The 19,485-nt window shown below is 68.0% G+C and carries 17 protein-coding genes and 4 tRNA genes; 6 read left to right on the top strand and 15 right to left on the bottom strand.

Annotated elements, in window-relative coordinates; translation table 11 throughout:
• Positions 1-72: 72 nt before the first annotated feature.
• Positions 73-723: a pyridoxal 5'-phosphate synthase glutaminase subunit PdxT gene (gene pdxT / locus ACWPXK_RS15640; protein WP_454196836.1), complete on the bottom strand. Its 651-nt coding sequence runs from the start codon at positions 721-723 to the stop codon at positions 73-75.
• 165 nt (positions 724-888) lie between these two features.
• Positions 889-1,710 (bottom strand): acyl-CoA thioesterase, encoded by an 822-nt coding sequence (locus tag ACWPXK_RS15645; protein ID WP_454196837.1) that lies wholly within the window; start codon positions 1,708-1,710, stop codon positions 889-891.
• A gap of 113 nt (positions 1,711-1,823) precedes the next feature.
• Between ACWPXK_RS15645 and ACWPXK_RS15650 the strand changes: the two genes are divergently transcribed.
• Entirely contained in the window at positions 1,824-2,450 is a 627-nt protein-coding gene (locus ACWPXK_RS15650) for a hypothetical protein (protein WP_454196838.1), read from the top strand.
• A 270-nt stretch (positions 2,451-2,720) separates the two neighbouring features.
• On the opposite strand, the gene ACWPXK_RS15655 is transcribed toward ACWPXK_RS15650, so the two are convergent.
• The 11 genes from ACWPXK_RS15655 to ACWPXK_RS15705 all read right to left on the bottom strand — a co-directional run bounded on the left by ACWPXK_RS15655 (position 2,721) and on the right by ACWPXK_RS15705 (position 15,240).
• Positions 2,721-3,215 carry a hypothetical protein gene (locus ACWPXK_RS15655; protein ID WP_454196839.1) on the bottom strand — a complete coding sequence of 165 codons (495 nt, stop codon included), beginning with the start codon at positions 3,213-3,215 and terminating at the stop codon, positions 2,721-2,723.
• Between the two features lie 224 nt (positions 3,216-3,439).
• Positions 3,440-4,342: a pyridoxal 5'-phosphate synthase lyase subunit PdxS gene (pdxS, locus tag ACWPXK_RS15660; protein WP_063021001.1), complete on the bottom strand. Its 903-nt coding sequence runs from the start codon at positions 4,340-4,342 to the stop codon at positions 3,440-3,442.
• 418 nt (positions 4,343-4,760) lie between these two features.
• The gene (locus tag ACWPXK_RS15665; protein WP_454197054.1) at positions 4,761-5,804 is read right to left on the bottom strand and encodes an NUDIX hydrolase; all 1,044 of its coding nucleotides are present in this window, start codon (positions 5,802-5,804) and stop codon (positions 4,761-4,763) included.
• A complete protein-coding gene (locus ACWPXK_RS15670; RefSeq protein ID WP_454196840.1) occupies positions 5,804-6,928 on the bottom strand; it encodes a glycosyltransferase family 4 protein in 1,125 nt (374 codons plus the stop codon). Before ACWPXK_RS15670 ends, ACWPXK_RS15665 begins: the two co-directional genes overlap by 1 nt.
• Positions 6,925-7,893, bottom strand: a complete 969-nt coding sequence (locus tag ACWPXK_RS15675) for a phosphatidylinositol mannoside acyltransferase (RefSeq protein ID WP_454196841.1) — start codon at positions 7,891-7,893, stop codon at positions 6,925-6,927. Before ACWPXK_RS15675 ends, ACWPXK_RS15670 begins: the two co-directional genes overlap by 4 nt.
• Before the next feature lie 88 nt (positions 7,894-7,981).
• Positions 7,982-8,677, bottom strand: coding sequence for a phosphatidylinositol phosphate synthase (gene pgsA / locus ACWPXK_RS15680; protein WP_454196842.1), 696 nt, complete (start codon positions 8,675-8,677; stop codon positions 7,982-7,984).
• Positions 8,678-8,700: 23 nt separating this feature from the next.
• Positions 8,701-9,300, bottom strand: coding sequence for an HIT family protein (locus ACWPXK_RS15685; protein ID WP_454196843.1), 600 nt, complete (start codon positions 9,298-9,300; stop codon positions 8,701-8,703).
• 142 nt (positions 9,301-9,442) lie between these two features.
• On the bottom strand, positions 9,443-11,506 hold the full coding sequence (thrS, locus tag ACWPXK_RS15690; RefSeq protein WP_454196844.1) for a threonine--tRNA ligase: 2,064 nt from the start codon (positions 11,504-11,506) through the stop codon (positions 9,443-9,445).
• A gap of 347 nt (positions 11,507-11,853) precedes the next feature.
• A complete protein-coding gene (locus tag ACWPXK_RS15695; RefSeq protein ID WP_454196845.1) occupies positions 11,854-12,471 on the bottom strand; it encodes a (2Fe-2S)-binding protein in 618 nt (205 codons plus the stop codon).
• Positions 12,465-12,896, bottom strand: a complete 432-nt coding sequence (locus ACWPXK_RS15700) for a TIGR02611 family protein (protein WP_454196846.1) — start codon at positions 12,894-12,896, stop codon at positions 12,465-12,467. The genes ACWPXK_RS15695 and ACWPXK_RS15700 overlap by 7 nt, the downstream gene beginning before the upstream one ends.
• Before the next feature lie 94 nt (positions 12,897-12,990).
• The gene (locus ACWPXK_RS15705) at positions 12,991-15,240 is read right to left on the bottom strand and encodes a SulP family inorganic anion transporter (RefSeq protein WP_454196847.1); all 2,250 of its coding nucleotides are present in this window, start codon (positions 15,238-15,240) and stop codon (positions 12,991-12,993) included.
• Between the two features lie 643 nt (positions 15,241-15,883).
• On the opposite strand from ACWPXK_RS15705, the gene ACWPXK_RS15710 reads away from it, so the two are divergent.
• Positions 15,884-16,243: a hypothetical protein gene (locus ACWPXK_RS15710; RefSeq protein WP_454196848.1), complete on the top strand. Its 360-nt coding sequence runs from the start codon at positions 15,884-15,886 to the stop codon at positions 16,241-16,243.
• A 157-nt stretch (positions 16,244-16,400) separates the two neighbouring features.
• On the opposite strand, the gene ACWPXK_RS15715 is transcribed toward ACWPXK_RS15710, so the two are convergent.
• Positions 16,401-16,472: transfer RNA gene (locus tag ACWPXK_RS15715), tRNA-Val, on the bottom strand.
• A 349-nt stretch (positions 16,473-16,821) separates the two neighbouring features.
• On the opposite strand from ACWPXK_RS15715, the gene ACWPXK_RS15720 reads away from it, so the two are divergent.
• The 4 genes from ACWPXK_RS15720 to ACWPXK_RS15735 all read left to right on the top strand — a co-directional run bounded on the left by ACWPXK_RS15720 (position 16,822) and on the right by ACWPXK_RS15735 (position 18,459).
• Positions 16,822-16,894 (top strand) — tRNA-Gly (locus tag ACWPXK_RS15720).
• 47 nt (positions 16,895-16,941) lie between these two features.
• Positions 16,942-17,012 (top strand) — tRNA-Cys (locus ACWPXK_RS15725).
• Position 17,013: 1 nt separating this feature from the next.
• Positions 17,014-17,088: transfer RNA gene (locus tag ACWPXK_RS15730), tRNA-Val, on the top strand.
• Positions 17,089-17,238: 150 nt separating this feature from the next.
• A complete protein-coding gene (locus ACWPXK_RS15735) occupies positions 17,239-18,459 on the top strand; it encodes a sigma factor-like helix-turn-helix DNA-binding protein (RefSeq protein ID WP_454196849.1) in 1,221 nt (406 codons plus the stop codon).
• On the opposite strand, the gene ACWPXK_RS15740 is transcribed toward ACWPXK_RS15735, so the two are convergent.
• Positions 18,425-19,369 carry a hypothetical protein gene (locus ACWPXK_RS15740; protein ID WP_454196850.1) on the bottom strand — a complete coding sequence of 315 codons (945 nt, stop codon included), beginning with the start codon at positions 19,367-19,369 and terminating at the stop codon, positions 18,425-18,427. The genes ACWPXK_RS15735 and ACWPXK_RS15740 overlap by 35 nt on opposite strands.
• Positions 19,370-19,485: the final 116 nt, after the last annotated feature.

Consider the following 19,485-nt stretch of genomic DNA (forward strand, 5'->3'; position numbering starts at 1 on the left):
CCGGCACGGCCGGGCGGACAACTTCCCCAGCCTACTCGGGCGCCCGCTACGACCGCGCAAAGCGGCCTCCGCTCAGGCCGCCCGGACCAGGTCGACGAACATCCGGTGCACCCGCAGATCGCCGGTCACCTCGGGATGGAACGACGTCGCCAGCACATTGCCCTGCCGCACCGCCACGATCCGGCCCGCCGCGGGACCGTCCGGCACGGTGGCGAGCACGTCGACGCCCTCGCCCACCCGCTCGACCCACGGCGCGCGGATGAACACCGCCCGCACCGGGCCGCCGGTCAGTCCGGCGAACGGCAGGTCGGTCTCGAAGGAATCGACCTGACGTCCGAACGCGTTGCGGCGCACCGTCATATCGATCCCGGAAAGGTGCTTCGCATCTGGACGGGTGTCGAGCACCTCCGAGGCGAGCAGGATCATGCCCGCGCACGAACCGAAGGCGGGCATCCCGTCGCGCAGCCGCGCACGCAGCGGCTCCAGCAGTTCGAAGGCCTCCAGCAGCTTGCTGATCGCGGTCGACTCGCCGCCGGGCAGCACCAGGGCGTCCACCGCGGCGAGCTCGGACTCGCGACGGACCAGCACGGGCGTCGCGCCGCACCGTTCGAGAGCCGCGACATGCTCCCGGACATCGCCCTGCAACGCGAGCACACCGATGGTGGGACCGGATGGCACCGGCCCGGTGTCGGCGGCGGGTGCGGCGACCGAGGTAGCGTTCACGCTGGAAAGCTTACGAGCCCTGCCGATGTGGGCCTGCTCACGGTTGCTATCCGAGCACCGGGGCCTGGAGCGAGATTCGCGAAGGCAGTAGCCATGCCCCCCTTTGTTCGAGTACCGAACCGCAGCTGAGCAACCGGCCGATGTGGCGCCACCTCAGGTCGAGGATCAGCTCTCGCGCAGGGTGCGGATGAGCCCTTCCTGGACCACGGCGGCGACCAGCGTGCCGTCACGGGTGAAGATCTTGCCGCCGGTCAGGGCCCGGCCGAAACCGGCTGAGGGTGCGGACTGGTCGTACAGCAGCCACTCATCGGCCCGGAACGGGCGCAGGAACCACATCGCGTGATCGAGCGAGGCGTTCTGGGTCGGCTCGTCGGGGTGGATCACCTTCGAGGAACCGAGCAGCGTCATATCGCTCATGTAGGCCAGGGTGCACACGTGCACCAGCGGATCGTCGGGCAGCGGGTGCCGGTAGCGGAACCACACCTGCTGCTGGGAGACCACACCGTCGCGGCGGGACACGTTCTCCTGCGGCACCATGCGGATGTCCCAGTGCTCCCACTCACGCATCAACCACAGCCGCTCAGGACTCATGGTTGTCTCCGCGTCGGGCAGGTCGTCCGGCGCTTGCACCTCGGGCATGACGTCCTGGTGCTCGGGACCCTGATCGCCGACGTGGAACGAGGCCGACATGGTGAAGATGGCCGCGCCGTCCTGGATGCCGGTCACGCGGCGGGTGCAGAAGGAGCGGCCGTCCCGGATGCGCTCGACCTGGTAGACGGTGCGTTCCTGCGGATTGCCCGGACGCAGGAAGTATCCGTGCAGCGAGTGCACCTGGAATCGCGGTTCCACCGTGCGGACCGCGGAGACCAGCGCCTGGCCGGCAACCTGTCCGCCGAATGTGCGCGGGAGCTGGGTCTTGGTGGACGCGCCACGGAAGATGTCCCGCTCGAGCCGCTCTATCTCCAGCGCCTCTTCGATTGTCGCCATGCGGTGAGACTAACCCGGCCGCCGACCGGTGCGCGCCGGGCCCACCGGTGAACACCCGGCAACAGCGGCAGCTTCCCGACCCGCGGCACGTCACGGTTTGCTGAGATGGACGGGTGCCCCGTTTCCTGCCGATTACCGTCGACAGCCTCGTCGAGCTGGTGATCCGCCCCGTCCTCACCACACGCTCCCACACGGTGATCGCCGTCGATGGCGCGGACGCCGCGCAGCCTGTCGCGTTCGCCGCGCGGATCGCCGCCGCGCTGCGTGACGCCGGCCGCGGCGCCGACGTGGTCTCGCTGCACGACTACGTGCGTCCCGCTTCGCTGCGCATGGAGTTCGGGCGCACCGACGAGATGTCGTATCGCACAGCGTGGTTCGACTACGCGGCGGTGCGCCGCGAGGTGGTCGGCGCACTGCGCGGCCACGGCCGGTGGCTGCCCGCCCTCTGGGATGAAGCCGCCGACCGCTCGGCGCGTGCGGCGATCCGCACGGCACCGCCGGCGACCACGATCGTCGTGGCGGGACCGATGCTCTCCGGCCGTCGCCTCGACGCCGACGTGACCGTGCGCCTGGACCTGTCCGAGGCCGCCCTCCGCCGCACCACTCCGGTAGACGCGCAGTGGACCATTCCGGCACTGCTCCGGCACGATGCCGAAAACCCCGAAACACCAACATTCTTCGTTCGATGGGACCACCCCGATCGCCCCGCGCTGCGAGTCGACGACGACCGTGCGACGTAGGCCCTGCTCTGGTCCGTGCCAACTTTTGCTCACTGTTGACGAGGTTGTTCTCGGTTCAGGGTCGACACATTGATAGATGCGCATGACAACGTATCCATATGCCTTCCCGCCGACGACCGCCGTCCACATGCAGCACGGTCGCACTGCCGATTACGCTTGGCGCGGGGCTGACGCCGCAGGCCGCACGACGTTTCGGCCCGGCAATCGCGCAGGAGTTGCCAGGCCGGAACCGGTCGAGCGAAGCGCAACGCGACCTGGTCCGGAGAACGGTCAGGGGGCGCAGGCCGGGGACTGCTGGTTCAGGTTGGCCAGCGCCTGGCAGGCCCATGCCTTTTGGACCTTCCATTTGCCGCCGTCCAACACGAAGGGCACGTCGACCAGGTTCTCTTGGCCGTTGAGGATGAACTTGGCCTGTGCGGTGACGCTGTCGCCGAAGGCGGTGACGCCGGTGACCACGACCGTGGCGTTGGACTGCTGGAACGCCTCTGCCAAGCGGTTCGGCAGTCCGGGGTCGGCCTCGATCCCCTGCACGGAGTCGAGTTTTTCCTCGTTCGGCACCGCGGGATCCAGCGCGCGTTGCAGCAGGGCGTTGAGTTGATCGACGGTGGGCGGTGCGGGCGTGGTGGGAGTCGCCGCGGCGCCGGTCGTGGTGCGGGCCTGCGGGCGGGAGTCACTCGTTTCGTCGTTGCCGCAGGCGGCCAGGCTCAGGGCTGCCGCCATAGCCAACCCCGCGACGGTAATGCGTCCGGTCTTACGAAGCTTCAACTGTTCGTCCTTTGCGTTCGGAGGTTCCCCGACGGTGCGAGGACACGAAACGGCCATGGGCAATCGAATGGCGAAGCTACTGAGCGTGTTTGTGGGAACCCTGAGACTACTTTCTGGCCGCCGTGAGAGTTGGACGGCAGCGGCCGACACGCGGGTCGCGCTACGCCGTCCACGAAGTACCCCAGCTGCCGCAGTTCCACGCGGCGGACGCTACCGGTCCGCGATCACCAACCGCGCTCGGCCAACCGGTGCGGCTGCGCGATCTCCTCGACGTTGATGCCGACCATGGCCTCGCCCAGACCGCGCGATACCTTCGCCAGCACGTCCGGATCGTCGTAGAACGTGGTGGCCTTGACGATCGCGGCGGCGCGCTGCGCCGGGTTGCCGGACTTGAAGATGCCCGAACCCACGAAGACGCCCTCGGCACCGAGCTGCATCATCATCGCGGCGTCGGCCGGGGTCGCGATGCCGCCCGCGGTGAACAGCACGACCGGCAGCTTTCCGGTCTCGGCGATCTCGCGCACCAGCTCGTACGGTGCCTGCAGTTCCTTGGCCGCGACGAACAGCTCGTCCTCGGGCAGCGACGACAGCCTGCGGATCTCCTGACGGATCTTGCGCATATGCGTGGTCGCGTTGGACACGTCACCGGTGCCCGCCTCGCCCTTCGAGCGAATCATGGCCGCGCCCTCGGTGATTCGGCGCAGCGCCTCACCCAGATTCGTGGCGCCGCAGACGAACGGCACGGTGAAGTTCCACTTGTCGATGTGGTTGGCGTAGTCGGCGGGGGTGAGCACCTCGGACTCGTCGATGTAGTCGACGCCGAGGCTCTGCAGGATCTGCGCCTCCACGAAGTGGCCGATGCGGGCCTTCGCCATGACCGGGATGGAGACGGCGGAGATGATGCCCTCGATCATGTCCGGATCGCTCATCCGGGACACGCCGCCTTGGGCACGGATGTCGGCCGGAACGCGCTCCAGTGCCATCACCGCGACCGCGCCGGCGTCCTCGGCGATCTTGGCCTGCTCCGGCGTGACGACATCCATGATCACCCCACCCTTGAGCATCTCGGCCATGCCGCGCTTCACGCGGGCGGTGCCGACGGTCTGGGTGGTCTCGGGCGTGGTCACGGCAAACTCCTCCAGGCATGTGCGCCAATTGGTTGCTCGGAATCGAACGCCACGATTCTAGGCGGCCGCAAAAGGCCACTTGATAGCCAGTTGGAGTGCACTGGCCTGGTGTGATCCAGCCAGACGGCGCCCTACGCCGGGAAGGCTCGGCGAGCGTGCCGTCCCGGCGCGGCATTTCTCACAGCGGGCCGACCACCAGCAAGTGCGCCCAGTACTCCGCGGCGGTGGGGCCGACCAGCGGCAACAGGAAATCGAAGAGCAGGTACGACATGAACGAACTACCTCCACAACCGAGCAGGAACGGCCCCGCTTATCGGGACCACGACGCCGAATTCCTCCGCGTCCAACGACAGCACTACCCTCCGGCGCCCTGATTCATCGCGACGGTATCACGATCGTGAAACACGACACATCCGCATCACCGAATGGAGCGAACCTCGGGGTCGGAGGTACCCGACGCGGCCGCGGCGGCTTCGGCGAGCAATTCATCCAGGTGATACGGGTACACGGTTTCACCGCCGCGGTCCAGCGCGACGATGTCGGCGGCCGTGCACCATTTGTGACCGGTGATGGAGCGGCGCTCGATCACGGTCTGGTTCGCGGCGTGCGGTTCGAAACCGTGCACTCGGAGAGCGAAGAACAGCTCTTCGGAACGGATCAGCTCACCATTGAAGGGGAATACCGCCACCCGCCGCCAGATCGGGCCGCGCAGCGCGGCCGGGTCGGCGCGGTACCCGGTTTCCTCGTAGAGCTCCCGCACGGCCGCGACGCGCAGGCTCTCCCCCGGCTCCACCCCGCCGCCGACGGTGAACCAGAACGACACCTCCGGCGTTTTGGGGTCGTTGCCGCGCATCAGCAGGGTCCGGTCGTGCTCGTCGAACAGCACGATGCGCGCGGTGGTGCGGATGGTGTCGACCGCAAGGCCGGTGGACGCGGCGGGCGTGGCGCGCTCGGTGATCTCGAAATAGGACGGCAGCGGGGCGGTGCCGCCGAGGTGCAGGATGCGGACCGGGCGGCGGGTGCGCAGCGCGAGCGTGTCGCGCACGGCGTCGTTGTGGAAGCGGCGCGCGATCAGCACCCTGGCCTCGGCGTCGGCCAGCTCGGCGACCAGTTGCGGACGCAGCATGCCGATATCGACCGCCGACAGCGCCGAGGACAACCGGTTCTCCACCGTCTCCCGGTCGGCGCGACCGGCCCGCTCGGCCCGGTCCGCCAGCGCCGACAGATGCCTGGCCTGCTCCGACAGCCTCGGATCGGACACCGGGCCCGCGATGGCCATGGCGACCGACCTGGCCACCACCGCGCGCCGCGCCAGAGCCGCGTCGAGGGCCTGCCAGGACAAATCGGAGCGCACATGCAGTCGGTCGAGCCGATTGGCGGTGGAGTACGCCCACAGCCCGATCGCGATGACCACCGCGGCGATGAGCGCGAGAACGAGGACGGTCGTCGCGGAGAAGGTGATCATCCGGCGGCCCGCACCCTGGTGTCGCCCACGGTCACCGTCTCGTAGACGCGCAGGATCTGTTCGGCCACCACCGGCCAGTCGTACTCGCTCACCACCTGTGTCGCGGTGTGCACCAGCGCCTCCCTGCGTACCTCGTCGGTGAGCACGGTGTGCAGTGCGGCGGCCAGTGCCGCCGAATCACCGACCGGGACGAGCATGCCGGCCGTGCCGTCGCGCAGGACCCGGCGGAACGCGTCCAGTTCGCTGGCCACGACGGGGGTGCCCGCGGCCATCGCCTCGATCAGGATGATGCCGAAGCTCTCGCCGCCAAGGTTGGGCGCGACATAGACGTCCGCGCTGCGCATCGCCGAGGCCTTGTCCTCGTCGGACACCTGACCGAGGAAGCGCAGATGCCCGGACAGGGCACCGGCCTCACGGCGCAGCCGGTCTTCATCCCCCCGGCCCACGATGAGGATCTCGACGTCGGGATGTCGGCGCACCAGATCGGGCAGCGCACCGAGCAAGACCTCCATCCCCTTGCGCGGCTCGTCGTAGCGGCCCAGGAACAGCACCGTCCCCCCGGCGCGAGGATAGCCCGGCAGCATCGGCGCCCTGGCGAACGCGGGAACATCGACGCCGTTCGGGATTTCCACCGCGTCCGAGCCCAATGCCTCCACCTGCCAGCGCCGCGCCAGCTCGGAGACCGCGATACGGCCGGCGATCTTCTCGTGATACGGCCGCAATACGCCCTGAAAGGTGCTCAGCACCAACGATTTCGTCGTCGAGGTGTGGAAGGTCGCGACGATCGGCCCCTCGGCGATCTTCAGCGCGAGCATCGACAGACTGGGCGCGTTGGGCTCGTGGATGTGCAGGACGTCGAAATCGTTGCCGTCGATCCATCGGCGAATCCTGGCATAGGCCATGGGCCCGAACGACAACCGCGCCACCGACCCGTTGTAGGGGATGGCGACCGCGCGTCCCGCCGACACCACGAACTCCGGCAGCGGCGTACCGTCCGACGCGGGCGCCAGCACGCTCACCTTGTGCCCGCGTTCGATGAACACCCGCGCCAGCTCGACCACATGCGCCTGCACTCCACCCGGGACGTCGAACGAATAGGGGCAGACCATGCCGATCTTCATGTCGCTACGTCCCCCTGCTGGGCCCGGATGCTCGCCTGCGCAGCGGCGATCATGGCGCGCCGCCGCGGCGACAGGTCGCTCTCCCACAGCGGTTGCAGCATGTGCCAATCCGCCGGATGCTCGGCGATATTCGCCGCGAAGCGGTCCGCCAATTGCTGGGTAGCCGCGGCGACACCACCGGAAACGTCCAGCGGCGCCTCGGTTTTCAGACCCCAGCCCTCGCGCCCTTCGGCATCGACCTCGAACCACGCGTGCACCGGCATCAGCGCGGCGCCGGTCTCGATGGCCAGCTTCGCCGCGCCCGCGGGCATCCAGGCGCGCTCACCGAAGAACTGAACGGGAACACCTTTGCCGGTGAGGTCGCGCTCGCCCATCAGGCACACGATCTTGTTCTCCCGCAGCCGTGCCGCCAACTGCACGAACGGCGGCTGCTCGCCGCCGGTCAGCGGGAACACCTCGAAGCCGAGGCTCTCCCGGTAGGCGACGAACCGCTCGAACAGCGATTCCGGCTTCAGCCGCTCGGCCACGGTGGTCAGATTGCCGTAGTGCTGCACCAGCCAGACACCGGCCATATCCCAGTTGCCGGAGTGTGGCAGCACGAAGATCAGGCCCCGGCCCTCGGCGAGCGCGGCGTCGATGAATGGCACACCGTCCACGAAGTAGTCGATCGCGGAATGGTCCATCGTCGGCAGCCGGAACGCCTCACGCCAATACCGGGCATAGGACCGCATGCTGGCGCGAATCAGCTCGTCGGGCACGTCGGCGGGAAGCACCCCCAGCACGCGGGCCAAGTTGCGCCGCAACTGATTCGGCGCCCCGCCCGCATGGAACTCCCGATTGGCGCGCCGGGCCACCCGGTCGCCGCCCCAGTCGAACAAACGCCGGGCCGTCGATTCCGGCAACGCACGCACCAGCCGCCAGCCCGCCGCGTATCCGGCGGCGCCGAGCTGCTCCCCCATGCTCATGGGCACTTCTCCGCTACTCGTTCACGATCCATCGGCACGGATCGCCGGACGCCACCGTCGACAGGTCGGCGTCCGGCACCGGGTGAGGTCACGACGGGAGCCCCGTGGCGTCGGCGGTTCCCGTGCTCGAATTCCGCGGCTGCGCGGCCGGTATCACGGTTCGCGCCCCTGGCGAGTTGCGCACGGCCAGCACCCGCTGGACCACGGTGACGATGCTGAGCACCGCGAGAATCCACATGGCAACGTGGACGGCGTAGGCGAGCCATTCGATGCCCCAGTGCCCGCCGATACCCGTGAAACCGGCGCCGACCAGGACGATGATCAGGCGGTCCGGCCGTTCGATGAGGCCGCCGTCCGCGGACAGCCCGCTGGCTTCGGCGCGCGCTTTGGCGTAGGAGATCACCTGCGAGGTCACCAGGACGACGAGCGTCGCGACGAACAGCGGTTTGTGCTGCTCGTGGTAGACAGCCCACCACGCGAGGCCCCCGAAGATCGCTCCGTCGGCGAGACGGTCACAGGTGGCGTCCAGCACCGCGCCGTATTTCGTACCGCCGCCGCGCGCCCTGGCCATGGCCCCGTCGAGCATGTCGAACATGACGAACAACCAGATCACCATGGTTCCCCAGAACAGGTGTCCGGTCGGGAACAGCGTGACCGCGGCGATGATGGAAGCGGTGGTACCGATCAGCGTCATGGCATCGGGAGTGAGGCCGGTACCGACCAGCGCCCGGCCCAGCGGCGCCGTCGCCTTGGCGAACGCCTCGCGGCCGAAGAAACTCAGCACGGCCGATCCACCCGGTCGCTCATCTACGCCTCCTTCCAGGCCGCCGCGAGCAGCGCCCTGGTCTCCCGCAACAATTGCGGCATCACCTTCACCCCGCCGATCACGGTGATGAAGTTGGCGTCACCGCCCCAGCGCGGCACGATGTGCTGGTGCAGGTGGTCGGCCAGCGAACCACCGGCTACCCCGCCGAGGTTCAACCCGACGTTGAAGCCGTGCGGCCGGGACACCTTCTTCACCACCCGGATGGCCTGCTGCGTGAAGGCCATCAGTTCGGCGCTCTCGGCCTCGGTGAGGTCCTCCAGGTTGGCCACCTTGCGGTACGGCACCACCATCATGTGCCCGGGGTTGTACGGGTACAGGTTGAGCACCGCGTACACCAGCTCGCCCCTGGCGATCACCAATCCGTCCTCGTCGGACATCTTCGGGATATCCGTGAACGGATGACCCGTCGAATCCTTGGGCCCGGTTGCCGCTTCCGCGATGTAGGACATGCGGTAAGGCGTCCACAGTCGCAGCAGCCGATCCGGTTCCCCGGCGCCGGCGTCCACGATGGGGCCCCGTTCGGCCGAGGCCGCGGTCTCGTCCAGATCCGCGAGCCCGTCCGGCACCGTACGCTCGGTCATGCGGTGTCCTTTCGGGCATGAACGGCGCCCCGCATGGTCACGCTCCGCTGCCGGGCCTGATAGCTCATGCCTACGCCTCGCCGGCGCTCGGCTCCGGCATGCGCCATGCGCGCTGTGCTGATGATTCGCTCGCCGCGCTCACTCATGCCCCACCCTTGTTCGCGGACCGGATCTCGAAACCCTCGGCCGTCGGCGACGCGTTCTCCCGATGGGCGATCCAGGCGACGACGGTGGCCACCGCGTCATCCACCGGCACCGTGTTGACCTGGGTTCCGTCACGGAACCGGAAGCTCACGGCATTCGCGTTCACGTCGCGCTCACCGGCGAGCAGCATGAACGGCACCTTTTGCGCGGTGTTGTTGAAGATCTTCTTCTGCATCCGGTCGTCGCTGCGATCCACCTGCGCGCGAACGCCCTCGTCCCGCAATCGCTCGATCACCCGATCCAGATGCGGGACAAAGGTTTCCGCCACCGGGATGCCCACGACCTGCACGGGCGACAGCCACGCCGGGAAGGCACCCGCGTAGTGCTCGGTGAGCACGCCGAAGAAGCGCTCGATCGAGCCGAACAGCGCACGGTGGATCATCACCGGCCGCTGCTTGGTGCCGTCGGAGGCGGTGTATTCCAGGTTGAACCGTTCCGGCAGGTTGAAGTCCAGCTGGATGGTCGACATCTGCCAGGTACGGCCCAGCGCGTCCTTGGCCTGCACCGAGATCTTCGGGCCGTAGAACGCGGCGCCCCCCGGATCGGGCACCAGCTCCAGACCGGAGGCCGAGGCGACCTTGGACAGGGTCTCGGTCGCCTCCTCCCAGATCTCCTCGGAACCGACGAACTTCTTCGGGTCCTTGGTGGAGAGTTCGAGGTAGAAGTCGTCGAGGCCGTAATCCTTGAGCAGGTCCAGCACGAACCGCAGCGTGTCGGTGAGCTCGCTGTGCATCTGCTCTTTGGTGCAGTAGATGTGCGCGTCGTCCTGGGTCATGCCGCGCACCCGGGTCAGGCCGTGCACCACGCCGGACTTCTCGTAGCGGTACACCGAACCGAACTCGAACAGCCGCAGCGGCAGCTCCCGATACGACCGGCCACGGGACCGGAAGATCAGGTTGTGCATCGGGCAGTTCATCGGCTTGACGTAGTAGTCCTGGCCCGGCTTGCGAACGGTGCCGTCCTCGTTGAGTTCCGCGTCCAGGTGCATCGGAGGGAACATCCCATCGCGGTACCAGTCCAAGTGCCCGGAGACCTCGAACAGATGCCCCTTGGTGATATGCGGAGTGTTGACAAACTCGTAGCCCGCCGCGACGTGCCTGCGGCGCGAGTACTCCTCGAGTTCTTTGCGGATGATGCCACCCTTCGGGTGGAACACCGGAAGGCCGGAACCGAGCTCGTCGGGGAAGCTGAACAGGTCCAGCTCCAGGCCGAGCTTGCGGTGGTCACGGCGCTCGGCCTCAGCGAGCAGGTGCAGGTGCTCGTCGAGGGCCTCCTGGGATTCCCACGCGGTGCCGTAGATGCGCTGCAGGTCCTCGCGGTTCTGATCGCCGCGCCAGTACGCGGCGGAGCTGCGGGTCAGCTTGAAGGCCGGGATGAACTTGGTGGTCGGGATGTGCGGGCCGCGGCACAGATCGCCCCAGATCTTCGCGCCGGTGCGCGGGTCCAGGTTGTCGTAGATGGTCAGCTCTTTGCCGCCGACCTCCATGACCTCCGGGTCGTCGATGCCGGACTTGTCGCTGATCAGCTCCAGCTTGAACGGCTCCTTGGCCAGCTCGACCCTGGCGTCCTCGACCTCGACCACCCGGCGCGAGAACCGCTGCGCGCCTTTGACGATCTTCTTCATCCGGGATTCCAGCTTGGCGAGGTCCTCCGGGGTGAACGGCCGGTCGACCCGGAAGTCGTAGTAGAAGCCGTCCTTGATGTAGGGACCGATGCCCAGCTTCGCCTCGGGAAACTCCTGCTGCACGGCTTGGGCCAAGACGTGCGCGGTGGAATGCCGGATGACGTTGCGGCCGTCATCGGTGTTCGCGGCCACCGGCTCCACGTCGACATCGGCGTCCGGGGTCCAGGACAGGTCCTTCAGTTCGCCGTCCACCCGGACGACGACGATGGTGTCCGGACCCTTGGTCGGCAGTCCCGCTTCGCGCACCGCGGCGCCCGCCGTCGTCCCGGCCGGCACCCGGACGAGGGCGACTGGGCTGATGGGCGCTGAAGTGGTCACGGCTGCGCTCTCCTTGGCGTTCTCGTGTGCGGGCGGGTCCCCGCTGAATGGTGGCCGATCGCATGTTCGCTCCGGCGCGACCATGCTACTGTGCTCCCCCGCCTCCCCGGGTACTCAGGCCGTACTAGCTGGCGGGCGCCGGATTCGCGTTCAGGTCCTGCGTCGAGTGCCGCTCCTGTTCTGGGCGTACCCGCCGAGTTACCCATGTTCTTACGAAATCAGTCGTTGCGTGACTGCCCTACCAGTCGGGTAGCACCGGATTTGCTTTCAGGTCCTGCGTTGAGGACCGCTCGAGTTCTGGGCGTACCGGCGAGTTGCCCCGGTCGTCACGTTGCGAGGCTGTTTCCTCAGCTTTCGGCGGCGAGATCCGCGAGCAGTGCGTTGCGTTCGGCGGCCGGCCGTTTGGGGCAGCTGGTGCACATCTGGCAGCCGGGGACCTCGAAGACCAGGCAGCAGGAGATGCGCCGGACGAAGGTGCGTCCGCCGATCTCGACGAACCGCGGTGCCGGAAGTTTGCCGCCGATCTCGGCGGCCAGCCGTGCGCCCGCGCCCGGCGAACCGGCGTCCAGCGCCCGATTGCCGATCGCGTCGGCGGCGATCGCCCATAGTGCGGGGACTCCCGCCCCGGACACCTCGGCGACCGGCGGGATCACGGCGGCGAGCGTGTCGCGCAGAGCCACCGCGCAGCCGACCGGCGCGCCGCCGTCGGCGAGGATGTGCACCCGCTCGATGCCGCCGTCCGGGCGCACTGCACAATCCAGCCGGTCCAGTGCCGCCTCGGGGGCCGGTTCGTCCTGCGCGTACGCCCGCGCGATCTGCTCCACCAGCGCGGAGGCGACCATGCACCACCACAGCGTGCCCGCGATGCGCGGCGACGTGGTCCCCCACGAGTGACCCATTTCCGCGATACGCTCGGCCAGCCACTCCGGTCGGGTGAGCGTCCGCCCCGGGACGGTGGTCACCATTGCAGGGGGCTGCGCAGCCATTCCCATTCGACTCCGATCCAACTACCCACGATCCCGAACGTTCCCAATACCCACAGCGTCGCGACGACCAGCGCGGCGGTGCCTGCCGCGGCGAACACCTGCGTGGCCGGACCCCGGGCCGAATACCAGGCCATGCCCTGCCGGTACCGGTCGCGCAGCCACCCCAGAGCCCTACGTGCCCAAGCGAATTCGGTGGCGAGTATGCCGAGCCCGGCGAACACGATCGCCCAGCCGGGGCCGGGATACGGGATCGCGAGGACACCGACCGCGAGCACGGCGATACCGACCACCGCGACCCCGATCCGGTAGGCAAGGTACAGCGTAGGTCGTCGCGTGAGCACGGCGCGGAAGGCACGCCAGCCGGTCGGCCGATCGGTCGAGCTCGTTTCCAGATCTGCGGTCACGTCCCCAGGGTACGAGCAATCCGGCACCCGGAATTCCGCTCCCACCTGACCGGATACGACGATCCCGCCCGGGCGGGACCACCCGTCTCGTCGATCACACGAGTTCGGCCGCGGGCTGACGTCCCGCGTCATCGATGTGCGCGATCCCGTTCACGGTCACCTCGACGACCCGGGCACTGGCGATGTCGAAGAACAGACCCGACACCGTGACACCGCGCTCGGCGACCGCCTTGCGGACCGCGGGGTGCTGCCGCAGCGTCTCCAACTGCATCGCGACATTCACCATGCCGAGCTGGTCGACCTCACCGAACCCGGCCTCCTGCGCCGCGACGGCCACCGGATGGCCCGCACGGAACCGCTCCAGACTCGGCCGGGCGTGCGTGAGCCAGGCGTCCACACCCGGGACCTCGGCCCCGGAGTGCAGCGCCGCCATGGCACCACACGACGAGTGCCCACACACCACGACCGATCGGACGTTCAGCTTCTCCAACGCGAACACCAGCGCGGCCTCGACCGACGCGTCACCCTCGACAGGCACCAGATTGCCCACGTTGCGCACGGTGAACAGGTCGCCGGGCCCGCTGTTGGTGATGATGTTCGGCACGATCCGCGAATCCGCACAGGTCAGGAAGAACGAATCCGGATCCTGCTTGTCGCGCAGCTCGTCCAGGTGCGGCCGGACGACGTGCGCGTGACTGCGGTGGTAGGCCGCGACGCCCGCGGCGACCGGGTCCTCGTGCTCCTCGCCGTGGCGCCATGGACCCAGGACGTCGTCCCAGACCGATCGGGCGAAGCTCCGCGCGGGTGGCTTCGCCGTGGCGTGCGCCATCCTGGCGCCGCCGATCTCCACGAAATCGACGCTGCCGCCCTGGTTCTCCTGCTGCCGTGCGAACTCCTCGATGGCCTCGAAGGCGGCGTGATCGAGGAAGTCGACCGTCATCTCCACCGTGACGTCGGCTCCCGCCGGGATCTTCGCGAACTGCGCCGAAAGCTTCGGCAGCGCGAGGAAGGTGGCCGAGCCGTCGATGGTGACCAGCCAGCGCCCCGTGCCGGAGACCGGCTCGGCCTTGATCGCCACCCGGACAACCCGCCACAGCAGCAGGCCGAAAGCCAGCCCGAGGCCGATCAGCACGCCCTCGAGCAGGTTCAGGAACACCACGCTGACCACCGTCACCGCGTACACCAGCAGGTCACCGGTGCGCCGGGCCAGTTTGATATGGGCCAGCTTGACCAGCTGGGTGCCGATCACGATGAGCAGACCGGCCAGCGCGGCCTTCGGGATCTGCTCCACCACGGAGACCAGCGCCACCGAGAACACCAGCACCCAGACGCCGTGCAGCACCGCGGACGCCCTGCTGTGCGCGCCCGCCTGCACGTTCGCCGAGCTGCGCACGATCACGCCCGTGACCGGGAGGCCGCCGAGCAAGCCGGAGAGCACGTTGGCCGAGCCCTGGCCGATCAGTTCGCGGTCGAAGTTGGTGCGCTGGCGCGTGTGCATCTTGTCCACGGCCACCGCGGACAACAGACTCTCCACGCTGGCGATCAGCGCGATGGTGAGGATCGCGAGCGCCAAGGCCGACCAGTCACCGCTGGGCAGCGCGGGAAGGCCGATCGCGTCGAACAGCGAGCCGTTCAGCACGAGGCGCTCCGCGTCGGTCGGCAGTGCCAGGGAGAGCGCGGTGCCCGCGAGGACCGCGACCAAGGGGCCCGGAACCAAGCGGACTTTGGCGGGCATGTACTTCCAGCCGACCATGATCGCGATCACGACCGCGCCGATGAACGCGCCCCCGCCATGCAGCGAGGTCAGCTGCCCGGGCAGCTCGATGATGTTCCGCCAGGCGGAGCTGTGCGAGGAACCACCGAGCAGCACATGGACTTGCTGTAGGGCGATGGTGATGCCGATACCGGCGAGCATCGCGTGCACCACCACCGGGGCCACAGCCAGTGCGGCCCTGGCAACGCGACTCAGCCCGAACAGGATCTGCAGCACACCGGCGGCGCAGACGATGAAACATGTTGTTCGCCAGCCGAATTGGTCGATCGTCTCGGCAACCACGACGGTGAGGCCCGCGGCGGGGCCGCTCACCTGCAGAACCGAACCGCCGAGCAGCCCGGCCACGATGCCACCGATCACGGCGGCGATCAGCCCCGCGGCGACCGGGGCTCCGGAGGCGACCGCGATGCCGAGCGAAAGCGGCAGCGCGACAAGGAAAACCACGATCGAGGACGGCAGATCGTGGCGGAGGATGTCCGTGACGCGGTCGGGTAATGGTCCGGACTTGCGGTCCGGGCCCGTCGCTGCGGGCGGTGACAGTGGCGGGGCCAAATCCTGATCGATAGCCATGACTCTCCTTCGCCGACTCGGCTGTTCGCCGAGGTCGGTTGACGATCAACATGTCCAGCAGGGCACAAGACCGCGAACCGGCATCTCGCGGTGAAGCAGTCCCGACACAGCAATGAGTCGAGATGTAAACGAGGACAAGTGTATTAGTAAAGACTTAGCAAAGGCTGAGAAAGTGGGCAGATTGTGTGTTGTTCCCCACTGTCCGCTGGTTGACATGACAGTGATCCACCGCACAGAACGTGACCTAGATCGCGCTCCGAGAAGCCATGGGGCCTGCGCGATTCCGGCGACCATGACCTCGATCACACGTGCTACTGCGAGATCGGCGGCTGGCGTTCTCTCGAATCCCCGTACCCACGAGGGGATCTGCGCGCGGCGTTTCCGGCCACACTCGGCGTCGACCACGCTGGCCGGATCCACCGCCCCGGATCCGTCCACGGCCCCTGAATGTCGCTGATACTGAATAGGTTTCGCGATCCGCTGATGCCAAGGGGCGTGCGCACCATGGGCACGTCACGGTCGCGGACAGCGAAAGAACTTGCGGCTCAGCGGAACCGATGCACGGCCCACGGCGGCGACCGTCGTACGGCTCGAGCACGGTCCGCCGACCTGGATCATGGAGGCACCGAGCAGTCCGGCGACCATGTGGACTACGACGGCGGCGCGCGGCACCGGCAGTTCCCATGATGTCGAGCGAAACGGGCAGGGCGACATGGGGAATCACGACGGAATCGGATGGATCGTCACGGCCGCTTCCAGCCGGTCGATCGACCGTGCCTGCGTGCGGCGACGTCCGTGGTGCGGGATCGGTGTCGGTGGACATATTCTCTCCTTCGCCGGGTCCACACCCGGTTCATCGGTCAAACATGTTCTTGGCATCGAAAGCGAGCAGCGGGCGACGCTCGGGACGTTCCCCGGTTCAGGAGGCGCGACCCGTGACGCAGAGCTCGGATTGATAGTAAAGATTTCGCAAAGCACCTGGAAAGGTTTCGGGTCGCACTGATCGCAACCGCTACCAAATTGTGACCCACGTCACATGAAAGCATAGAGCTGGCGGACCGCTACATGGCTACTACTCGACCTCGGCGCTCATGCCGCCGAAGGCCAGGAGAAAGAGAAAAGAAGACCGGGCATGCACTGCACCGGTCTCGTCGATCGAGTGGTCCCAGCTGGGATCGAACCAGCGACCTTCCGCGTGTGAGGCGGACGCTCTCCCGCTGAGCTATGAGACCTGACATGTGCCCGGTGGTGCGGGGATGCCCTCCGGACGAGACGAAACATTAGCACGCGCCACCGGCGGTTCACCAAATCGCCACCGGGACAGCGACAGCTCCCGGGCGCGGACGAGCCGCCGGAAGACGCCCCAGCGCCCCCACGAACGCAGTCCCGCAGGGCCAGCCGGACCGACGACTCCCCACAGCAGCATCCATTCCCCCACCAGCCACATGGGCCACCGGCGTCACACCGCGCAATGTTCTCGATTTCCCACGTTCTACCAGCGGATTTGTACCTTTCACCTGGCGTCCGCTAATGTTCTGTCTCGCACCACGGAGGCCGAAACGAGCCGCCGAGATGCAAAATGCGGATGTAGCGCAGCTGGTAGCGCATCACCTTGCCAAGGTGAGGGTCGCGGGTTCGAATCCCGTCATCCGCTCGAGAGGTAGGGCCAGGCAACATTGATACGCCTTTCCCCCTTTGCGCGGTGGAGTGGCCGAGTGGTGAGGCAACGGCCTGCAAAGCCGTGCACACGGGTTCGATTCCCGTCTCCACCTCGCGCGATTAGCTCAGCGGGAGAGCGCTTCCCTGACACGGAAGAGGTCACTGGTTCAATCCCAGTATCGCGCACCACCGAAATAGCAGGTCAGCCCCGGTTTTCACCGGGGCTTTCTTGTTCTCGCGACCAATCTGCGTACATCGAGCCCGCGGTGGAGGTCGGCTGTCGGTGGGCGGGGATACGCTGTGGCGCACAGTGCCGGAGCCGAGTCAGGGGGTTGTCGCGTGACGATCAGCGTAGAGGTCACGCCGGATGACGACGCTGAGCCCGAGTCGCTCGACCTGCGCGACGACATCTCCTTCGAGCTCGAAGAGGTCAACGAGGTGCTCGCCGAGCTGATCGCGATGCGGGCCGATCGCAAGGCCAAGGACGGCGAACTGCTGACTGCTCGATTGGGGATCGGCGGCGAGCGGCCCGAAACACTGGCTCGCATCGGCGCCCGCTACGACCTGTCCCGCGACCGCGTGCGGCAACTGCACACCAAGGCGGTGGGCCAGATGGTCCGGATGGCCCAGCAGTCCGGGCACCGCGCCGCCGCGGTGCTGCGCGCGCGATATCCGCTCGACGCGGGCGACCGGCAGCTGGTGCGCGCCCTGCTGGTGGAGACGTACGCGACCGACACCGACATCGCCGCCACCGAACTGTCGTACGTGAAGCTGCGGCTGGCCGGGCACGCGGCCGAGGACGCGAAGCGGATCGCCGGATTCGTCACCCAGCGCATCGCGGCCTGGCAGAAGAAGACCAACCGGCGCCTGGCCAAGCTGCAAGACGCGCAACCGCGGGCCACCAGCCAGCTGAATCCCTGGCTGGATCAGGTCGATTGGCCCGGTCCCGGCTCCGCGGCCGCGATTCCGGCCACCTCCGCGCGCACGGTGGACAGCGACGACGACGGACGCGGGCGCTTCTACCTGGACAAGGTCGGCCGCGACGTGCCGTTCGACTCCGGCCTGGAGGCCAGGTTGCTGTGGATTCTCAACGCGAGCGACCTGGTCGAGACGTTCCAGGAGCATCCAGCAGCGGTCACCTACGAGCTCGATGGCGCCGAGCGGTCGCACTATCCGAGCATCGTCGCCCGGTTGACCGACGGCCGGATGATCCTCGTCGACGTCGAGCCGCTCGGCCACCTCGGATTCCACGTCAACCGGGTGAAGGCGGCCGCGAGCCGTGCGTACGCGCACGCCAACGGCTGGGGCTGGCTGGTCTGGACGGGCAGCCGCATCGGCGTCCCGGAACTGCGCGCGCGCCCGGTCGAGGCGGCGAGCGAACGGATGCTGGGCAACCTGGTCGAGCGCGGGCCGGTGCACTGGGCCGCGCTGCGCGAAGTGCGCGCGAAGACCGGCCTTGACCTGTTGGACTTCCTCGCGCTGGTGCTGCGCAACGAGTGGCGGTGGGACCGAGCGCCGTTCCGGCTCAGCGCACCACCATCGCCGCCGCCAGGAACGTGACGATCAGCAGCATCGCGCAGACCGTGATCAGCTGCCAGCGCTCGATGGACTGCTCCAGGTTGGCGATGGTGTTGCGCAGCGCCTTGTCCAGCCGGTCATGGTCGGCGATCGTGCGCTGGGCGACGGCCAAGGCGTCGGCCTGATCCTGCACCGCCACCTCCGCGCGTTCCAGTCTCGTGGTGAGCTTCACCACGTGCTTCTGCTTGTCCCGCAACGACTTCCGGGCCATGGCCAGCGTGGTGCGCTGATTGACCAGTTCTTGGCGCTGCCGGGCGATCACCGTTGCCTGCGTTCTCGTGTGGTGTTCCCAGTCGGTCACGGTGGCCCAGCCTCCTGTCCTCTCGTCCCGATAACCCCAGACGAACTCGCCGCGCACCCAGCCCGCGATGAACTCACGCAGCTCGACCGGCTCGCGCCGGGGCGCCGCCATCGCGTGCTCGGTGTCCAGCACACCGGTGACCGCGCGGTAATCACAGGTGGCGGGCGCGAAGTCCGCGATGCCAAGCGCGTGCAGATACGGCACCCAGTAACCGGGCGGGCACAGCCAGAGCACGTCCGTGCAGCCCGCGGCGCGCAACCGTGCGGTGTGCTCCTGAGCGAGTCCGCGCTCCAACGGCCCGCTGCGGACCTCGATCGCGTACACCCGATCACCCTTGCGCCAGTAGACGTCCACGGGCAGTGTTCCGATGCGCCGATCCACTTCCGCCTCGTCGGCGCCGTAGGCCAGGAGCCTGCCGCACAACCAGTACTTCAACCGCTGCATATCCCATTGCGCGGCGGAACAGTCCGGACACTCGCAGGCGTAGCCGTTCGACGACCCGCGCACCCGGCCGGAACCGTCCCCGATACCCAACTCGGCGAGAAGCGCTCGGCGCCCGCAGGCGATCTCCGCCCGCTGCTTCGTTCTCACGCGACCACTCCCCTGCACAAACCACCGCAGGCCTGGCGACCCACGCCATAGATCAAGAGTGCGTCAGACTTGCCTACCTTGCCAGTTCGTGTACCCCGCGGTCGGGTGCGCCACAC

The sequence above is a fragment of the Nocardia sp. Marseille-Q1738 genome (assembly GCF_965283145.1).